Origin of the sequence: Roseivivax lentus, from assembly GCF_900156805.1 — a bacterium.
Classification (GTDB): Bacteria; Pseudomonadota; Alphaproteobacteria; order Rhodobacterales; family Rhodobacteraceae; genus Roseivivax; species Roseivivax lentus.
In genome coordinates, this window is record NZ_FTOQ01000019.1 from 37,426 (window position 1) to 53,971 (window position 16,546).

14 protein-coding genes and 1 tRNA gene are annotated in these 16,546 nt (G+C 63.7%); 14 read left to right on the forward strand and 1 reads right to left on the reverse strand.

Translation table 11 applies throughout. From position 1 onward, the window contains the following. The first annotated feature begins 57 nt into the window (after nt 1–57). From bhcA to BW990_RS18855, 13 genes are all read left to right on the forward strand, one after another. A complete protein-coding gene (gene bhcA, locus BW990_RS18795; protein WP_076450627.1) occupies nt 58–1,248 on the forward strand; it encodes an L-aspartate--glyoxylate aminotransferase BhcA in 1,191 nt (396 codons plus the stop codon). 14 nt (nt 1,249–1,262) lie between these two features. Beyond that, nucleotides 1,263–2,240: a beta-hydroxyaspartate dehydratase BhcB gene (gene bhcB, locus BW990_RS18800; RefSeq protein WP_076450630.1), complete on the forward strand. Its 978-nt coding sequence runs from the start codon at nt 1,263–1,265 to the stop codon at nt 2,238–2,240. A gap of 65 nt (nt 2,241–2,305) precedes the next feature. Continuing rightward, nucleotides 2,306–3,469: a 3-hydroxy-D-aspartate aldolase BhcC gene (gene bhcC, locus BW990_RS18805; protein WP_076450633.1), complete on the forward strand. Its 1,164-nt coding sequence runs from the start codon at nt 2,306–2,308 to the stop codon at nt 3,467–3,469. Nucleotides 3,470–3,550: 81 nt separating this feature from the next. Continuing rightward, nucleotides 3,551–4,540 carry an iminosuccinate reductase BhcD gene (gene bhcD, locus BW990_RS18810; protein ID WP_076450636.1) on the forward strand — a complete coding sequence of 330 codons (990 nt, stop codon included), beginning with the start codon at nt 3,551–3,553 and terminating at the stop codon, nt 4,538–4,540. 149 nt (nt 4,541–4,689) lie between these two features. Next, nucleotides 4,690–5,220 carry a GNAT family N-acetyltransferase gene (locus tag BW990_RS18815; protein ID WP_076450639.1) on the forward strand — a complete coding sequence of 177 codons (531 nt, stop codon included), beginning with the start codon at nt 4,690–4,692 and terminating at the stop codon, nt 5,218–5,220. A 163-nt stretch (nt 5,221–5,383) separates the two neighbouring features. Continuing rightward, a complete protein-coding gene (locus BW990_RS18820) occupies nt 5,384–6,961 on the forward strand; it encodes an ABC transporter substrate-binding protein (protein WP_076450641.1) in 1,578 nt (525 codons plus the stop codon). 98 nt (nt 6,962–7,059) lie between these two features. Continuing rightward, a complete protein-coding gene (locus BW990_RS18825; RefSeq protein ID WP_076450643.1) occupies nt 7,060–8,616 on the forward strand; it encodes an ABC transporter substrate-binding protein in 1,557 nt (518 codons plus the stop codon). Between the two features lie 6 nt (nt 8,617–8,622). Further along, a complete protein-coding gene (locus BW990_RS18830) occupies nt 8,623–9,606 on the forward strand; it encodes an ABC transporter permease (RefSeq protein ID WP_076450644.1) in 984 nt (327 codons plus the stop codon). Between the two features lies 1 nt (nt 9,607). Beyond that, complete coding sequence (locus BW990_RS18835) at nt 9,608–10,564, forward strand: ABC transporter permease (RefSeq protein WP_076450645.1); 957 nt, start codon at nt 9,608–9,610, stop codon at nt 10,562–10,564. A 4-nt stretch (nt 10,565–10,568) separates the two neighbouring features. Next, nucleotides 10,569–11,564, forward strand: coding sequence for an ABC transporter ATP-binding protein (locus tag BW990_RS18840; RefSeq protein WP_076450646.1), 996 nt, complete (start codon nt 10,569–10,571; stop codon nt 11,562–11,564). Next, entirely contained in the window at nt 11,561–12,526 is a 966-nt protein-coding gene (locus tag BW990_RS18845; RefSeq protein ID WP_076450647.1) for an ABC transporter ATP-binding protein, read from the forward strand. Before BW990_RS18840 ends, BW990_RS18845 begins: the two co-directional genes overlap by 4 nt. Before the next feature lie 64 nt (nt 12,527–12,590). Continuing rightward, a tRNA-Thr gene (locus tag BW990_RS18850) sits at nt 12,591–12,666 on the forward strand. Nucleotides 12,667–13,250: 584 nt separating this feature from the next. After that, nucleotides 13,251–13,610, forward strand: coding sequence for a YybH family protein (locus tag BW990_RS18855; protein WP_076450648.1), 360 nt, complete (start codon nt 13,251–13,253; stop codon nt 13,608–13,610). 256 nt (nt 13,611–13,866) lie between these two features. Here the strand turns inward: BW990_RS18855 and BW990_RS21650 are convergent, their stop codons facing one another. Beyond that, nucleotides 13,867–14,640, reverse strand: a complete 774-nt coding sequence (locus BW990_RS21650; RefSeq protein ID WP_143526287.1) for a hypothetical protein — start codon at nt 14,638–14,640, stop codon at nt 13,867–13,869. Nucleotides 14,641–15,081: 441 nt separating this feature from the next. Between BW990_RS21650 and BW990_RS18860 the strand changes: the two genes are divergently transcribed. Next, complete coding sequence (locus tag BW990_RS18860) at nt 15,082–16,248, forward strand: tetratricopeptide repeat protein (RefSeq protein WP_076450649.1); 1,167 nt, start codon at nt 15,082–15,084, stop codon at nt 16,246–16,248. Nucleotides 16,249–16,546 lie beyond the last annotated feature (298 nt).

Genomic DNA, 16,546 nt, shown 5'->3' on the forward strand with positions numbered 1-16,546 from the left:
AATTGAAAAATATTTCCGAAAGTCTATTTGTTGGCCACCCAAGCGGAGAATCGACCGATGAGCACCCAGAACCCCGTCTTCATTCCCGGCCCCACCAACATCCCCGAGCGGCTGTTGTCGGCCATGCATGTCCAGACCCGCGATCACCGCGCGCCGGACTTCGTCGAAACCTTCGCGCCGGTCCTCAACGACACCAAGCGCGTCTTCGGCACCAAGGATGGCACGGTCATCACCTTCCCGGCCTCGGGCACCGGCGGCTGGGAGGCGGCGGTCACCAACACGCTCAGCCCCGGCGACAAGGTGCTTGTTGCGCGCTACGGCATGTTCAGCCACCGCTGGATCGACCTCTGCCAGCGCCACGGGCTCGACGTGCAGATCATCGAATGCCCCTGGGGCGCAGGTGCCCCCGCCGACAAGTTCGAGTCGGTCCTGTCCGAGGACAAGGGCCATGAGATCAAGGCCGTGCTCGTCACCCACAACGAGACCGCGACCGGCGTGAAATCCGACATCGCCGCGGTGCGCGGCGCGATGGACGCGGCCAGCCACCCCGCGATGCTGTTCGTCGATTGCGTCTCCTCGCTGGCCTCGATGCCCTTCGAGATGGACGCCTGGGGCGTCGACATCGCGGTCTCGGGCTCGCAGAAGGGCTTCATGCTGGCCACCGGCATGGCGATCCTCGGGGTCAGCCCCAAGGCGCTGGATGCGATGGAGGCGGCCAAGCTGCCGCGCACCTTCTTCGATTTCCGCGACATGACCAAGGCCAATGCCTCGGGCGGGTTTCCCTACACGCCCCCGCTGCAGCTGATCTACGGGCTGCGCGAAAGCCTGAAGATGCTTTTCGAGGAAGGCCTCGAGAACGTCTATGACCGCCATTTCCGCCTTGCCGAAGGCGTGCGCCGGGCCACCAAGGCCTGGGGCCTCGACCTCGTGGCGCAATCGCCCGATCTTTACTCCGACACGGTTAGCGCCATCTATGTTCCGAAGGGCTTTGACAGCAACGCGCTGACCCAGCATGCCTTCGATGCATATGGCGTGTCCTTCGGCATCGGCCTTGGCGAGATGAACGGAAAAGCCTTCCGCATCGGCCACCTGGGCAGCCTGACGGATGTCATGGTTCTGTCGGGCCTCGGCGCCATCGAGATGGCGATGGCGGATCTGAACTACCCGATCACGCTGGGCTCCGGCGTGGCGGCTGCGCAGGAATATTACCGCAGCACCCACGCGCCCGCCGTGCGGTCGGCCGCCTGAAAGGAGGAGACGTGATGCTCGACGCAACGACCACAGCCGCGGAACTGACGATCGACGACATGCGCGCGGCGCATGAACGGATCAAACCCTATATCCACAACACGCCGGTGCTGACCTCGTCCTATCTGAACGAGCTGACCGGGGCTGAGCTGTTCTTCAAGTGCGAGAACTTCCAGAAGGCCGGCGCCTTCAAGGTGCGCGGCGCCTGCAACGCGGTCTTCGGGCTGACGGATGCGCAGGCCGAGAAGGGCGTCTGCACGCATTCGTCCGGCAACCACGCACTGTCGCTGTCCTACGCGGCGGGCCGCCGGGGCATTCCCTGCTACGTCGTCATGCCCAAGACCGCGCCCGAGGCCAAGAAGGCTGCCGTGCGGGGCTATGGCGGGCAGATCACCGAATGCGAGCCCTCGACCACCAGCCGCGAAGCGGTCTTCGCCGAGGTGCAGGCCGCGACCGGTGCGGAATTCGTGCATCCCTACAACGACCCGCGCGTGATCGCGGGCCAGGCCACCTGTTCGGCGGAACTGATGGAGCAGGTCGCGGGCCTCGACACCATGGTGGCGCCCATCGGCGGCGGCGGCATGATCTCTGGCACCTGCCTGACGCTGTCGAACCTCGCCCCCGACGTGAAAATCTACGCAGCCGAGCCCGAACAGGCCGACGACGCGATGCGCTCCTTCAAGGCGGGCCACATCATCGCCGACGATGCGCCGGTCACCATCGCGGACGGCCTCAAGGTGCCGCTGAAGGAGAACACCTGGCATTTCGTGTCGAACTTCGTGACCGACGTGCAGACCGCCTCCGAGCAGGAGATCATCGACGCGATGAAGCTCACCTGGCAGCGCATGAAGATCGTGATGGAGCCGAGCTGCGCCGTGCCCCTTGCAGTCATCCTGAAGAATCCCGACGTCTATCGCGGTCGCCGCGTCGGCGTCATCGTCACCGGCGGCAATGTCGATCTGGACAAGCTGCCCTGGATGACCGGCGCCTGATCGCCGCTCCGATCATACCGAAGGGCGGGGGAAACCCCGCCGCCACCCCAACAGGGAGAGACATCATGAAAGATACCGTGAACCTCGACGAATTCGAAGTCGGCTACGACATCCCCGCCGCCATCGACATGGACGAGAGCGAGGTGCAGACGCCCTGCCTCGTGCTCGATCTCGACGCGCTCGAGCGCAACATCAAGAAGATGGGCGACTACGCCAAGGCCCATGGCATGCGCCACCGCGTGCACGGCAAGATGCACAAGTCGGTGGACGTGGCCAAGCTGCAGATCGAACTGGGCGGCGCCGTCGGCGTCTGCTGCCAGAAGGTGTCGGAGGCCGAGGTCTTCGCACGCGGGGGCATCAAGGACGTGCTGGTGTCGAACCAGGTCCGCGAGCCCGCCAAGATCGACCGTCTGGCCCGCATGCCGAAGCTCGGCGCGCGCACCATCTGCTGCGTCGACCAGATCGAGAACGTGGCCGACCTCTCGGCCGCCGCACAGAAGCACGGCACGGAGATCGAGTGCCTCGTGGAGATCGATTGCGGCGCGGGCCGCTGCGGCGTGACCACCATCCCCGCCGTGGTCGAGATCGCCAAGGCCATCGACGCCGCGCCGGGTCTGAAATTCTCGGGCATCCAGGCTTACCAGGGCGCGATGCAGCACCTCGACAGCTACGAGGAGCGCAAGGAAAAGACCGATATCGCCATCGCCATGGTGCGCGACGCGGTGGACACGCTGAAGGCCGAAGGGCTGGAATGCGACATCGTCGGCGGCGGCGGCACCGGCTCTTACTATTTCGAGTCGAATTCGGGCGTCTACAACGAGCTGCAGTGCGGCTCCTACGCCTTCATGGATGCCGATTACGGCCGTATCCTCGACAAGGACGGCAAGCGCATCGACAAGGGCGAATGGGAGAACGCGCTGTTCATCCTGACCTCGGTCATGAGCCACGCCAAGGCCGAGAAGGCCATCGTCGATGCCGGCCTCAAGGCGCAATCGGTGGATAGCGGCCTGCCGTTCATCTTCGGGCGCGATGACGTGGAATACGTCAAGTGCTCGGACGAGCATGGCGTCGTGGCCGACCCCAAGGGTGTGCTCGCGGTGAACGAAAAGCTGAAGCTCGTGCCGGGCCATTGCGACCCGACCTGCAACGTCCACGACTGGTATGTGGGTCTGCGCAACGGCAAGGTCGAAACGCTCTGGCCCGTCTCCGCGCGCGGCAAGGCGTACTGATTTTCGGGCAGTGACAAGGACGCGCGCTCCGGTCTCCGGGGCGCGCGTTCGACCGACAAGACGGGACGAGAAGGACAGAACATGAGCAACGAAAAAGATGGCAGCGTCGTCATCGTCACCGAGGAAATCTGCCAGAAGGTCGTCGACCGCGCCTCCGCCTTCACCGCGGTGGAGCAGGTCTTCGGCGCCATGGCCAAGGGCGACGCCTACAATTTCCCGGTGATCCGCGAGGCGATCGGCTATGCGGATGCGCTTTACGGGTTCAAATCGGGCTTCGACCGCGTCGGCGGGTCGCTGGGCCTGAAATCCGGCGGCTACTGGCCGGGCAATGCCGAGAAGGGGCTGACCAATCACCAGTCCACCGTCTTCCTGTTCGATCCCGATACCGGGCGGCTGCAGGCACTGGTGGGCGGCAATTACCTGACCGCGGTGCGCACCGCCGCGTCGTCGTCGGTGTCCATCGCGCATCTGGCGCGCAAGGACGCGAAGGTGCTGGGCATGGTCGGCGCCGGCCACCAATCGGCCTTCCAGCTGCGCGCCGCCGCCGAACAGCGCGACTTCGAGCGCGTCGTCGCCTGGAACCCGCATCCCGACATGCTGCCGAAGCTCGGTGAGGTCGCGAAGGATCTCGGGCTCGATTTCGAGGCGGTCAGCCAGGAAGAGCTGGGTGCGCAGGCGGATGTCATCATCACCATCACCTCCGCCTTCGAGCCCCTGCTAATGGCCGACTGGATCAAGCCCGGCACGCATATCGCCTGCATGGGCACCGATACCAAGGGCAAGCAGGAGGTCGACGCGGCGCTGCTGGCCCGGGCGACCGTCTTCACCGACGAGATCGCGCAGTCGATCTCCATCGGCGAGGCGCAGCACGCGGTGGGGCAGGGGCTCATCGCCGAGGGCGACATCACGCCCATCGGCGCGGTCATCAACGGCGATCACAAGGGCCGCACCAGCGAGGACGAGATCACGTTGTTCGACGGCACCGGCGTCGGCCTGCAGGACCTCGCCGTGGCCTCGGTGGCCGCGAAGCTCGCCCGCGAACGGGGCATGGCGCAGACCGTCATGCTTTGACGCGGGCAGGCGCCAGGCCTCCGGGCATTTCCCGAAAGGCCTCGGTTCGCGCCGGGGCCTTTTGCGTTCCGCGCGCGCTGCAGCGGTTGGTGTCTTCCGAACACGTCCGATCCGGCCTACACCGGTCGGACGCCTCTGAAAGCCCTGCCATGCGCGACTTCACCACCGACCGCCTGAGCGTCCGCGACTGGACGCCGATCCTCGCCGATCCCCCGGCCCGCGCCGCGCTGGGCCGGTCGCTGGCGGCGCTGCTTACTCCGCCGGTGATGCGCCATCTGCCGGACCGCGTGCAGCGCGACGCCGCCGATCCGGCGCTCGATCGGTGGATGACGGACCGGGCCGAGGCGGGCTGCGTCTTCACCGTCACCACCCGGGCCGAAGACACCCTGATCGGGTTGCTGTTCGTGTCGCGCCCGGACCCCGGCGCGGCGCCCGACAGGCCCGAACGGGCGCTGGGCTATCTTCTGGCCGAGGCCGCCTGGGGAAAGGGTTTTGCGAGCAAACTGGTGCGGGCCGCCTGCGCCGTGCTGGGCGAGAGCGGAACGCTATGCCTCTTCGCGGCGGTCGAGACGGACAATCGCGCGTCTTCCCGTGTGCTGGAAAAGGCGGGCTTCCTGCACGATCCCGCAGCGTCCGAGCCGGGGCTCGACACCTACCGGTTGGTGCGCGCCGCGCCCTGATCCCGCGCGCTCTGCAACCCGCGTGCCGGGCATGCACTTCCCGACCTGCCCGCCCGATTTTGTGGCGGCAGCCGCGTCACCGCTTGAAGCCGCAGGGAGGATGGGTACGATCCCCCCATTCGTTCGGGCATCGAAGCCCGGCAGAACATCCAGGGAGATACCCATGAAAACCACCGGCATCCTTGCCGCGGCGCTTCTGGCCAGCACATCGCTGGCGGCGTCCGCAGAAACCCTGCGCTGGGCGCGGGCGGGCGATTCGCTCACCCTCGACCCGCATGCGCAGAACGAAGGCCCGACCCACACGCTCGCCCACCAGATCTACGAGCCGCTCATCATCCGCGACATGTCGGGCGAGTTTCAGGCCGCCCTCGCGACCGATTGGGCGCCCTCCGCGGACGACCCGAATGTCTGGGTGTTCAACCTGCGCCAGGGCGTGAAGTACCATGACGGCGCGGATTTCACCGCCGAGGACGTGGTCTTCTCGATCAATCGCGCGAAGTCCGACAATTCGAACATGAAGGAGCTTCTGAACTCCATCGTCGAGGTCCGCGCGGTCGATGACCACACCGTCGAGTTCGTCACCGACGGTCCGAACCCGATCCTGCCCTCGAACCTCACCAACCTCTTCATGATGGACAAGGGCTGGACCGAGGCGAACGATTCCGTCGCCGTGCAGGACGTCGAGGGCGGCGAGTCGACCTTCGCCTCGCAGAACGCCAACGGCACCGGCGCCTTCACGCTCGTGAGCCGCGAGCCCGACGTGCGCACCGTGCTCGAACAGAACCCCGATTACTGGGGCATGGACATGTTCCCGATGGACGTGACCCGCATCGAATACACGCCCATCCAGAACGCCGCGACCCGCGTCGCGGCCCTGCTCTCGGGCGAGGTCGACTTCATCCAGGACGTGCCGGTGCAGGATCTGGGCCGCGTCGGCGACACCGAGGGCCTCCTGGTGAAGACCGCGCCGCAGAACCGGGTGATCTTCTTCGGCATGAACATGGGCGCCGAGGATCTCGCCAATGACGACGTCGAGGGCGCCAACCCGCTGGCCGACGCGCGCGTGCGCAAGGCCATGTCCATGGCGATCAACCGCGACGCCATCCAGCAGGTCGTGATGCGCGGCCAGTCCGAGCCCGCGGGCATGATCGCACCGCCCTTCGTCAACGGCTGGACCGAGGAGATGGACGCCTCTTCGGCCACCGATGTCGAGGCCGCGAAGGCGCTGATGGAAGAGGCGGGCTATGCCGACGGCTTCTCGATCCAGCTCGATTGCCCGAACGACCGCTACATCAACGACGAGGCGATCTGCCAGGCCGCGGTGGGCATGCTCGCCCAGATCGGCGTGACGGTGAACCTCGACGCCAAGCCCAAGGCGCAGCACTTCCCGCTCATCACCAATGGCGAGACGGATTTCTACATGCTGGGCTGGGGCGTGCCGACCTACGATTCCGAGTACATCTTCAACTTCCTCGTGCACACGCGCGGCGAAGAGCGCGGATCGTGGAACAACACCGGCTACTCGAACGCCGATGTGGATGCGCAGATCGTGAGCCTCGCCTCCGAGACCGATCTCGAGGCGCGCAACGCCACCATCGCGGATATCTGGGAAGTGGTTCAGGACGAACAGCTCTACATCCCGATCCACCATCAGGTGCTGAACTGGGGCATGACCGACAAGATCGGCATCGAGGTCTCGCCCGAGGACGATCCGAAGTTCAAGTTCATGGAAATGAACTGATCCACCGCCTCCCCGGGGGATGTATCCCGGGGCCTTGCTACATTGGTCCGGGCGTGTCACGGCGCGCCCGGATCATCCCTTTTACAAGGAATGCTGCCATGAAGACCGCCTGGACCCTCGCCGCGCTCTGCGCGCTGGCCGTGCCCGCGAATGCCGAAACCTTCCGCTGGGCCAGCCAGACCGACCCCAACACCATGGACCCCCATGCCGGCAATTCCGCCCCCGTTCTGGGCTTTCTGAACAACGTCTATGAAGGTCTCGTGCGGCGCGATCGCGATATGCAGATCGAACCGGCGCTCGCCACTTCCTGGGAACCCATCGGCGACGGCGAAGGCTGGCGCTTCACCCTGCGCGAAGGCGTGACCTTCCACGATGGCGCGGATTTCACCGCCGAGGACGTGGTCTTTTCCTACGAACGCGCCTCTTCGCCCGAGGCCGATACCGCAAGCTGGTTCTCTTCGGTGACCGAGGTCATGGCACCGGACGATTACACCGTCGAGATGCGCACCTCCGCGCCGAACCCGATCTTTCCGGATTCCATCGCCAACTGGATGATCATGGACAAGGGCTGGGCCGAGGCGAACGACGTCACCCGCCCCAATATCGAGCAGGGCAATTACGCCACGCTCAACACCAACGGCACCGGGGCCTACCGCGTGGCCGAACGCGACCCGGCGCTGAAGACCGTGCTTGTGCCCTTCGAGAACTGGTGGGGCGAGGATCGCGGCAACGTCACCGAGGCGATCTTCACCCCCATCGACAATTCCGCCACCGCGGTTGCAGCACTCCTGTCGGGCGAGGTCGACATGATCAACCCGGTGCCGGTGCAGGATGCCGACCGGCTCGATCAGGCCGAGGGCGTGGAGCTGAAGCGCGGCGTCGAGGCGCGGGTGATGATGTTCGGCTTTTCCCAGGACAAGGACACGCTGGTCGGCGGTGACGGATCGGTCGAGGGCAACCCGTTCAAGGACCCGCGCGTGCGCCGCGCCGTGGCCCATGCGATCAACGTTCCGGCCATCCTGCAGACCATCATGCGCGGCTCCGCCGAGCCTGCGGCGCAACTCGTGAGCCCCGCGATGTCGGGCTATTCCGAGAGCCTGTCCGAACGCCCGGCGCTCGACGTCGAGGCCGCCCGCGCGCTTCTGGCCGAGGCGGGCTATCCCGACGGTTTCCGCTTCCTCCTGAAATGCCCCAATGACCGCTACATCAACGACGATTCGGTCTGCCAGGCCACCGTCGCGATGCTGGCGCAGATCGGGCTCGAGGCGCAGCTCGACGCCATTCCGGTGCGCAACTACTGGCCGGAACTGCGCGCGGACGAATACGACATGTACCTCCTGGGCTGGTCGCCCGGCACCTTCGATGCCGAGCACCCGTTCCGCTTCCTCGTGCACACCCCGCAGGAGAATATCGGCACCTGGAATTTCGGCGGCTATTCCAATCCCCGCGTCGACGAGCTGATCCCGGCCATCCAGTCCGAGATCGACCCCGAGGCGCGTCAGGCCATGCTCGACGAGGTCGCGGGCATCGTGCAGGAGGACATGGTCTACGTGCCGCTTTACGTGCAGCCGCTTCTCTGGGGGACGGCCACGAATATCGATCTGACACAGCGCGAGGATAACTTCTTCATCCTGCGCTGGGTCGACGTACGGTAAGCGCCGATGCTCGCCTACATCATCCGCCGGGTCGGCCAGTCGATCCTTGTGCTGCTGTTCACTGGCCTCGTGGCCTTTTCCATGTTCAGCTTCGTGGGCGATCCCATCGACAACATGCTGGGGCAGGAGCGCACGCAGGCCGACGTGGAACGGCTGCGCACCGAGCTTGGCCTCGACCGGCCCTTCGTGGTGCAGTATTACAAGTTCCTCGAACAGGCCGTGCAGGGCAATTTCGGGCTGAGCTACCGGCAGGGCCGCCCGGTGGGCGAGATCCTTCTCGAACGCGCGCCGGCGACACTGGAACTGGCCTTCGTGTCGGGGCTTCTGGCGCTGGTGGGCGGGATCGGCCTCGGAATCTTCACCGCGATCCGAAGGCAAGGCTGGGCCGCGAACGTCATCATGACCGTGTCGCTGATCGGGGTGTCGCTGCCCACGTTCCTGATCGGAATTCTGCTGATCTACCTCTTCTCCGTCGAGCTGGGCTGGCTGCCGTCCTTCGGGCGCGGAGAGGTGACGCAGATCGGCGGCTGGTCCACCGGTTTTCTGACCGCGAGCGGGCTGAAGGCGCTCATCCTGCCCGCGATCACGCTGGGGCTTTACCAGATGACGCTGATCATGCGGCTCGTGCGCACCGAGATGCTGGAGGTGCTGCGCATGGATTACATCCGCTTCGCCCGCGCCCGCGGCATCCGCGAACGGGCGATCAACTTCCGCCACGCGCTGAAGAACACGCTGGTGCCGGTCATCACCATCACCGGCCTGCAGCTCGGCTCGATCATCGCCTTCGCCATCATCACTGAGACGGTGTTCCAGTGGCCGGGCGTCGGGCTTCTCTTCATCAACGCGATCCAGTTCGTCGATATTCCGGTCATGGCCGCGTATCTCATGATGATTTCGGTGATGTTCGTGGGCATCAACCTGATCGTCGACATGCTTTACTTCGCGATCGACCCGCGCCTGCGCGTCGACCGCACAGCCGGAGGGCACTGACATGGCCGAAACCGACATGCCATCGGACGCGCCGATCCGCCCGCCCTCGCGCATCAAGCGCGCTTGGGAGAGCGATCTGGCCTGGTCCTTCCGCCACACCCCCGTGGCGATGATCTCGGCCTTCGTCGTGACGCTGCTGGTCCTCGCGGCGCTGCTGGCGCCGCTGATCGCGCCGCACAACCCGTTCGATCCCGCGACGCTGAACCTGATGAACGGCTTCACCCCGCCGGGCGAGGCCAATGCCTTCACCGGAGACAGCTTCCTGATGGGCACCGACGATCAGGGCCGCGACGTCTTCTCGACCATTCTCTACGGCATGCGCATCTCGCTCTTCGTGGGCTTCTCGGCGGTGCTGCTGGCGCTGGTGATCGGCGTGGTCCTGGGGCTGCTCGCGGGCTATCTCGGCGGCTGGACCGAGACCATCATCATGCGCGTCGCCGACGTGCAGCTCACCTTCCCGGCGATCCTCGTCGCCATGCTGATCTTCGGCATCGCCAAGGGCATTACGCCACCCGAATACCGCGACCAGATGGCGATCTGGGTGCTGATCCTCGCCATTGGCCTCTCGGACTGGGTGCAGTTCGCCCGCGTCGTGCGCGGCGCCACGCTGGTGGAGAAAAGCCGCGAATACGTGCAGGCCGCGCGCCTCATCGGCCGATCGCCCTTCTCGATCATGATCCGCCACATCCTGCCCAACGTGCTGAACCCGGTGCTGGTGATCGCCACCATCTCTCTGGCGCTCGCGATCATCGCCGAGGCGACGCTGTCCTTCCTCGGCGTCGGGGCCCCGCCCACCAAGCCGTCGCTCGGCACGCTCATCCGGATCGGGCAGGAATTCATGTTCTCGGGCGAATGGTGGATCCTGTTCTTCCCCGCCCTGACGCTCCTTGCGCTGGCCCTGTCGATCAATCTTCTGGGCGACTGGCTGCGCGACGCGCTCAATCCGAAACTGAGGTGATCCCATGACCACCCCCGTCCTTTCCGTCCGCGGCATGACCGTGGAAATCCCCACGCGGCGCGGCGTGCTGCGCCCGGTGGACAATGTCAGCTTCGACATCGCCGAGGGCGAGATCCTCGGCGTCGTGGGCGAGAGCGGCGCGGGCAAGTCCATGACCGGCAACGCCGTGATCGGCCTGCTCGACCCGCCCGCGCGCATCGTCTCGGGCGAGGTACTGCTGAAAGGCGAGGCCGTGCACACCGCCAAGGGCGAGAAGCTGCGCCGCATCCGCGGCAAGCGCATGGGCATGATCTTCCAGGACCCGCTGACCTCGCTGAACCCGCTTCTGACCGTGGGCGAGCAGCTGAGCGAGACCATCCTCGAACACCTGCCGGTCAGCCAGTCCGAGGCGGAGAAACGCGCCATCGCCGCGCTGGACGAGGTCGGCATCCCGGCGGCCGCGCAGCGCATCGACAGCTATCCGCACGAGTTTTCGGGCGGCATGCGCCAGCGCGTGGTGATCGCGCTCGCGCTCTGCGCCGAGCCCGACCTCGTGATCGCGGACGAGCCCACCACCGCGCTCGACGTGTCGGTGCAGGCGCAGATCATCGCGCTTCTGAAGCGGCTCTGCCGGGACAAGGGGGTCGCGGTGATGCTGGTGACCCATGACATGGGCGTGATCGCCGAAGCCGCCGACCGCGTCGCGGTGATGTATGCCGGCCGCATGGCCGAGCTGGGCCCGGTGCGCGAGGTGCTGACCCGCGCCCGCCATCCCTATACGGCGGGCCTGATGGGCTCCACGCCGCTGGCCTCCCAGGGCCAGAAGCGCCTGCGCCAGATCCCCGGTGCCATGCCCCGGCTCGAACATCTGCCCGACGGCTGCGCCTTCCATCCCCGCTGCGACCGCGCCGAGGCCAGGTGCCGCCAGAACCCCGCGCCGGACCTGACCGCCTGCGAGGGCCGCGCGGCCTGCTGGTTCCCGCTGCCTGCCCAATCCGAGAAAGAAGAGGTCTCCGCATGAGCGCGCTCATCGAGGTCGAGAACCTGACCCGCGTCTTCGACGTCTCCAAGCCCTGGCTGAACCGGGTGATCGAACGGCTGCCGAAGGCGCTGCTGACGGCGGTCTCCGACGTCTCCTTCGGGATCGAGGAAAATTCCGTCTACGCGCTGGTGGGCGAGAGCGGTTCGGGCAAGTCCACCATCGGCAAGATCATCGTGGGTCTCGTGCCGCCCTCCTCGGGCAAGGTCGAGATCGACGGCGTGGATCTCGCCACCGAACCCGAGGGCGCGCGCCGCGCGGCGGTGCGCGAGAACGTGCAGATGATCTTCCAGGACCCCTATGCCTCGCTCAATCCGCGCTGGAAGGTGCGCGATATCATCGCCGAGCCGGTCTCCGCGCGCGGCGGCGATACCGAGGGGCTGGCCGAGCGGCTCCTGGAGCAGGTGGGCCTGTCGGCACAGGATGCGGGCAAGTATCCGCACGAGTTTTCCGGCGGGCAGCGCCAGCGCATCTGCATCGCCCGGGCGCTGGCGTCCAACCCGCGGATCATCGTCTGCGACGAGCCCACCTCGGCGCTCGACGTGTCGGTCCAAAGCCAGGTCCTGAACCTGATGAGCGATCTGCGCGAGGAGCTGGGCCTGACCTATCTCTTCATCTCGCATGACCTGACGGTGGTGCGGCACATGGCCGACAAGGTGGGCGTGCTCTATCTCGGCACGCTCGTAGAGGAGGCCCCGCGCGACACGCTCTATGCCGATCCCAAGCATCCCTATACGCAGATGCTCTTCGAGGCCGCGCCGCGCATGGACGCTTTCGGGCGCGACATCGACCCGCCCAAGGGCGAGATCCCCGACGCGATCAACCCGCCGCCGGGCTGCGCCTTCCATCCCCGCTGCCCCATCGCCGTCGACCGCTGCCGCAAGGAACGTCCCCGGCTGCGCGAGGTGGGCAAGACGCGCGTCGCCTGCCACCTCGCCGAATAGTCGGCGATTTTCGCATCGGCAGATATTGCACCGTTCGGCCGGTCGCAGTACACCGCGCCGGAGTGCCCCTATAGCTCAGCTGGTAGAGCAACTGATTTGTAATCAGTAGGTCCGCGGTTCGAGTCCGTGTGGGGGCACCATTTCATAAGCTTTAATTATTGAAAAATATAGAAAATTTAGATTTTAGCTAAAACCTATCCACCTATATACCCACCCTAAGGCTGCGAATACTTCCGTGAACGCTTGGATATTATACAGCTACCTAAGGGGCAGACCGGTAGCATTTCGCATCATGCTCGTCGCCATCGAAGGCAAGCCTTAGCTTGTCTTAGCATACAACTTAGCAATCTTTGCGGTCCCGCACACGCCATACGCATTGCCGATGGACTGATCCGACACGCGAATAAAAGCTAATATTCCTTAATAATAACGCGTCGGAGACATCCAGGAAATGTACCTCCTGCATCGCGGCGCCCTGGTCCTTGACCGCATCTCCGGTCTTGCCGACGCCGCTGTTGAACGCCTCGCCCGGCGTCCGGTCGCGCGGGTCTAGTGTTCCCCGTCTGACATAAGATTCCTGGCCTGCCTGTGTTGCGCGGCCGTTACCTGGATATAGCTCCCAGGTTAGCTATGCGGACGAAGCAGCCCTCCGTCGAGAACTCCACTCTTTGACAAAAGCATTCATGAGCACGAATGATCCAGCGACTTAACAAGGAAACGCAACGTGACCTTTCGGGAAGAATGCCAAAAGCCGCTCGACCGTTATGTTTCTTCCTACCGCGAAGGTGACGCCAAAGGGTGCGCCGCCATCTATGCGCAGCATGCAGAAATGTATTCGCCCTTCGGCCCTCCGGCCGTCGGGCGTCAAGCTATCGAAGATACACATGCAGAGTGGGTCGCAGAGGGTGCCGAAAACAAAACGATTGAAGTAGTGATCGCGGAACGCAGCGGCGATCTTGGCTGGTGCCTCGCAAAATTCGGCGAAGGCACAACTGGCGAGGGCATCTCCTTGAACATACTGGCGAGACAATCAGACGGAGGCTGGCTAATCACACGTTCCAGCCTCAACGAACTGTCGCTATAGGCAAAACCGAGTTCAGTGAGCGTACGAAGCCTGACGCTTGCGCGAGCACTTAATAGAAAACCTTGAAGGACCGCTTTGCGGACAAAGCCGACCTTCGCCCGAGGCCCGCTTATGGAGCGGGACAAAAGCGGCGGTTTGTGGCAGGGCCACAAACCTTCGGCAGAACCTATCATCGACAATGCGAAGCCGAGAGGAGGGTTGCTGACTTAGGTCAGTATTTATGACTTATGGTTCGTTTTGTGTTGATAAAAATTGGCTATGTCAAAGTATGCCAAGCCTCCGTGAAACTTTCATAGTCCATTCGCAACCGAAGATATTGAACCCTTGAGAACTTTTTAAAAGCAGTTTGTTCTTCACGTTTTTTAGCCCCGAGGCTGTCTCTTATGAAGTCGAGTGCGTTCATAGCATCTTCTAATCGCTGCCCGTACACAGGTTCGTGGTGTGCCACCCGGTTTCTAGTCGCATAAATTGCTTCAAGTGACGTCGCTATGTCGCCCCTTTTGCGAGACTTGTCAGGAAAGACCTTTTTCAAAGATGGTTTCCACAAGTCAGCTTCATAGTCACTGGAGTACAAGCGCTTCCAAAATGAGAAAGTTGTCTGCGAAACGATCTGGCCATGTGTCACCACAAACAGAGCCTGCCGTCCCTTGACTATGTTCTTGTGTAACGTACCTGCAGGCACGCCACCAGGAAACGCGAAAGCGTCGAGGAAGGCTTTCTCTTTGTAGCTCAGTTTCGAATAGGCCGCTTTCTGTGCATGACTTGTGGCCGAGCTGATTGCCTTTTGCTCGAATGGCTTAAGCGGTAGAGTCGTATGGCCTGGTAGCAGCCATTCGTCATCTCCAAAATCATCGATTAAACACTGGTTGGTACTGTTACGAAGCGATAACTCCAACAGTGCGATCACAGACATCAACGACGATCCAAGCTGAAGCGTGTGGTTGTGCAGAGCAATAGCCTTCTTTTGTCTATCCGTATGATTTTCATACGTTTTAAGGCGTTCAGCCGAGATGAATTTTACTACGTCCAATGCAACACCTATCGTTTCACCCCTTGCATACGGCGTTAAGGATCGCTATGTCGAGAGTTGAAAGGCTGGGGATAAGGTCGGCAGCGCCACGAGAGTGGTGACGGACCCCCCGCCTATTTGAAGAAAGGCTCATCCTTTTGGGTGAGCCTTTTTCTTTATCCAAATTTTAGGGTGTCAATAACGGTCGTTTCCGCCGGTGACAGAAAAGTTTGAGTTTTGGTGCTTCCTGCGGTTCGGAGAAGGAAAGCTCCGAGCTATCTTTGAAAGACGCTCCCGTGGCGTCCGAATCGCATCCTATGTTGCGGAGGGCGTCTGTGGTATACTCGTCTACGTGCTGGAGAGGCGATCTCGTCGGCCTCCCGGTTGCCCGGAGACCGCGGTCGCGAGCGGGTCGGCCGAACTGCGAGGCTTGGTCACGGTGTCGCGAACGGGAGATTTGCCATGAAGGTATTTCGGAACATCACGGCATTGGGTCCGGCCCTACTGGTTCTCGCGAGCTTTCTCGGCGCCGATCCGGCAGGGGCTGAACGGACTCAACCCGGAGAGACGAGCATCATCGACGGCTGCCCGGGCGACAAGTTTTCGGTCACAGACGCCGAAGGCGAAACGACCTGCTTCTGTCCGCAGGGCACCTCGGAGGTGGGCGACTTCTGCGTGTCGCAGGATCTTGCGGATTTCTTCGACGACCCCTGGGGAACGGTCTGCGGCTATTTTGGCTGCGGATCGGGCAGCGGCGCGCCGACGGAGCCCGAGATGGAAATTTGCGACGCCCGCAACGGCTTTACCTGCGCGGAGGAATTCGATGCCTGCCGCGCTGATTTCCGCACAAACATGCAAGTTTGCCAAAGCCGCAAGCTGCGAACGGCACAGACGAGCTGCGACGGCAATATTTGGCCCAACAATTCCCGCTTCGCAAACTGGCACCGAGTGGGCGGCTGGTGGTGCCCGAACCCGGACGACGATCCCAACGACTATGATCACTGGCGTTTCAATTCGTGGGACAGCCAATGCCAGAGGGTCGCAGATGTCCACGAACAGTGCATGGATGCCTGGTTGCACGATGCCAATTCGGGCTCTAGCGGCAGCTTCAGTCTATTCGGTGTCGGCGGCGGTGGTGGAAGCGGGGCCGAACCAGCTGGCGACCTAGCCAAGGCGCGTTGCTCGTTCGAGGAAATACCGAAGCATGACGCTTGTATCAAGCGCGTCGAGGAGGTGCTCGCCTGCCCCGCCGATTGCGATCCGGCCGTTGCCGAGCGGATCGTTCTCGATCCCCTGCGCCCGGACCAGCGGCCCAGCTCGACCGACGGGTCGACCCGCGCGGCGCTCGTCGCGCTGAACCGGCAGGAACAGGAACATGCCCTCACCCGGCTCGGCTATCTCTTCCTCGATCGCGGCCATACCAACGGGGCAATCGGCATCTTCCGCGTCGTTGTCGCGAATTTTCCCGATTCCGCCAATGCCCGCCACAGTCTTGGCGAGGCGCTGGAGGAGGCCGGCCAGGCCCATCTGGCAGAAGCCCGCTACCGCGAAGCGTTGGGGATCAATCCGACCTTTTCAGCGGCGCGCGACGACCTCGTGCGACTGGTCGGCCCGTCGGACGGGGAATGAGACCGACGGCCCGTATTCAACTGCAAGATCTTGACCGCCAGCTTTCCCGCGTCGCGGGCGGCGAACCCTTTCGTGACATCAACATTTTGATGATGTGGCTCGAAGCGAGCAATTGGGGGCTATGCGTCTTCGGTATTGTTGACTCAAGGCAAGGGCTGCGACGAGCTCTGACAGCTTTATTTCCGCGCCTACCGCGTGGGCGCTTAGAGCGAGTTGCGTTCAATCAGTTTCATAGCCTGCGGCCTTGAAGAAGTTGTAGCACTCTTCCTCAGTGAAGAGATCGCAGACATTGCCAACG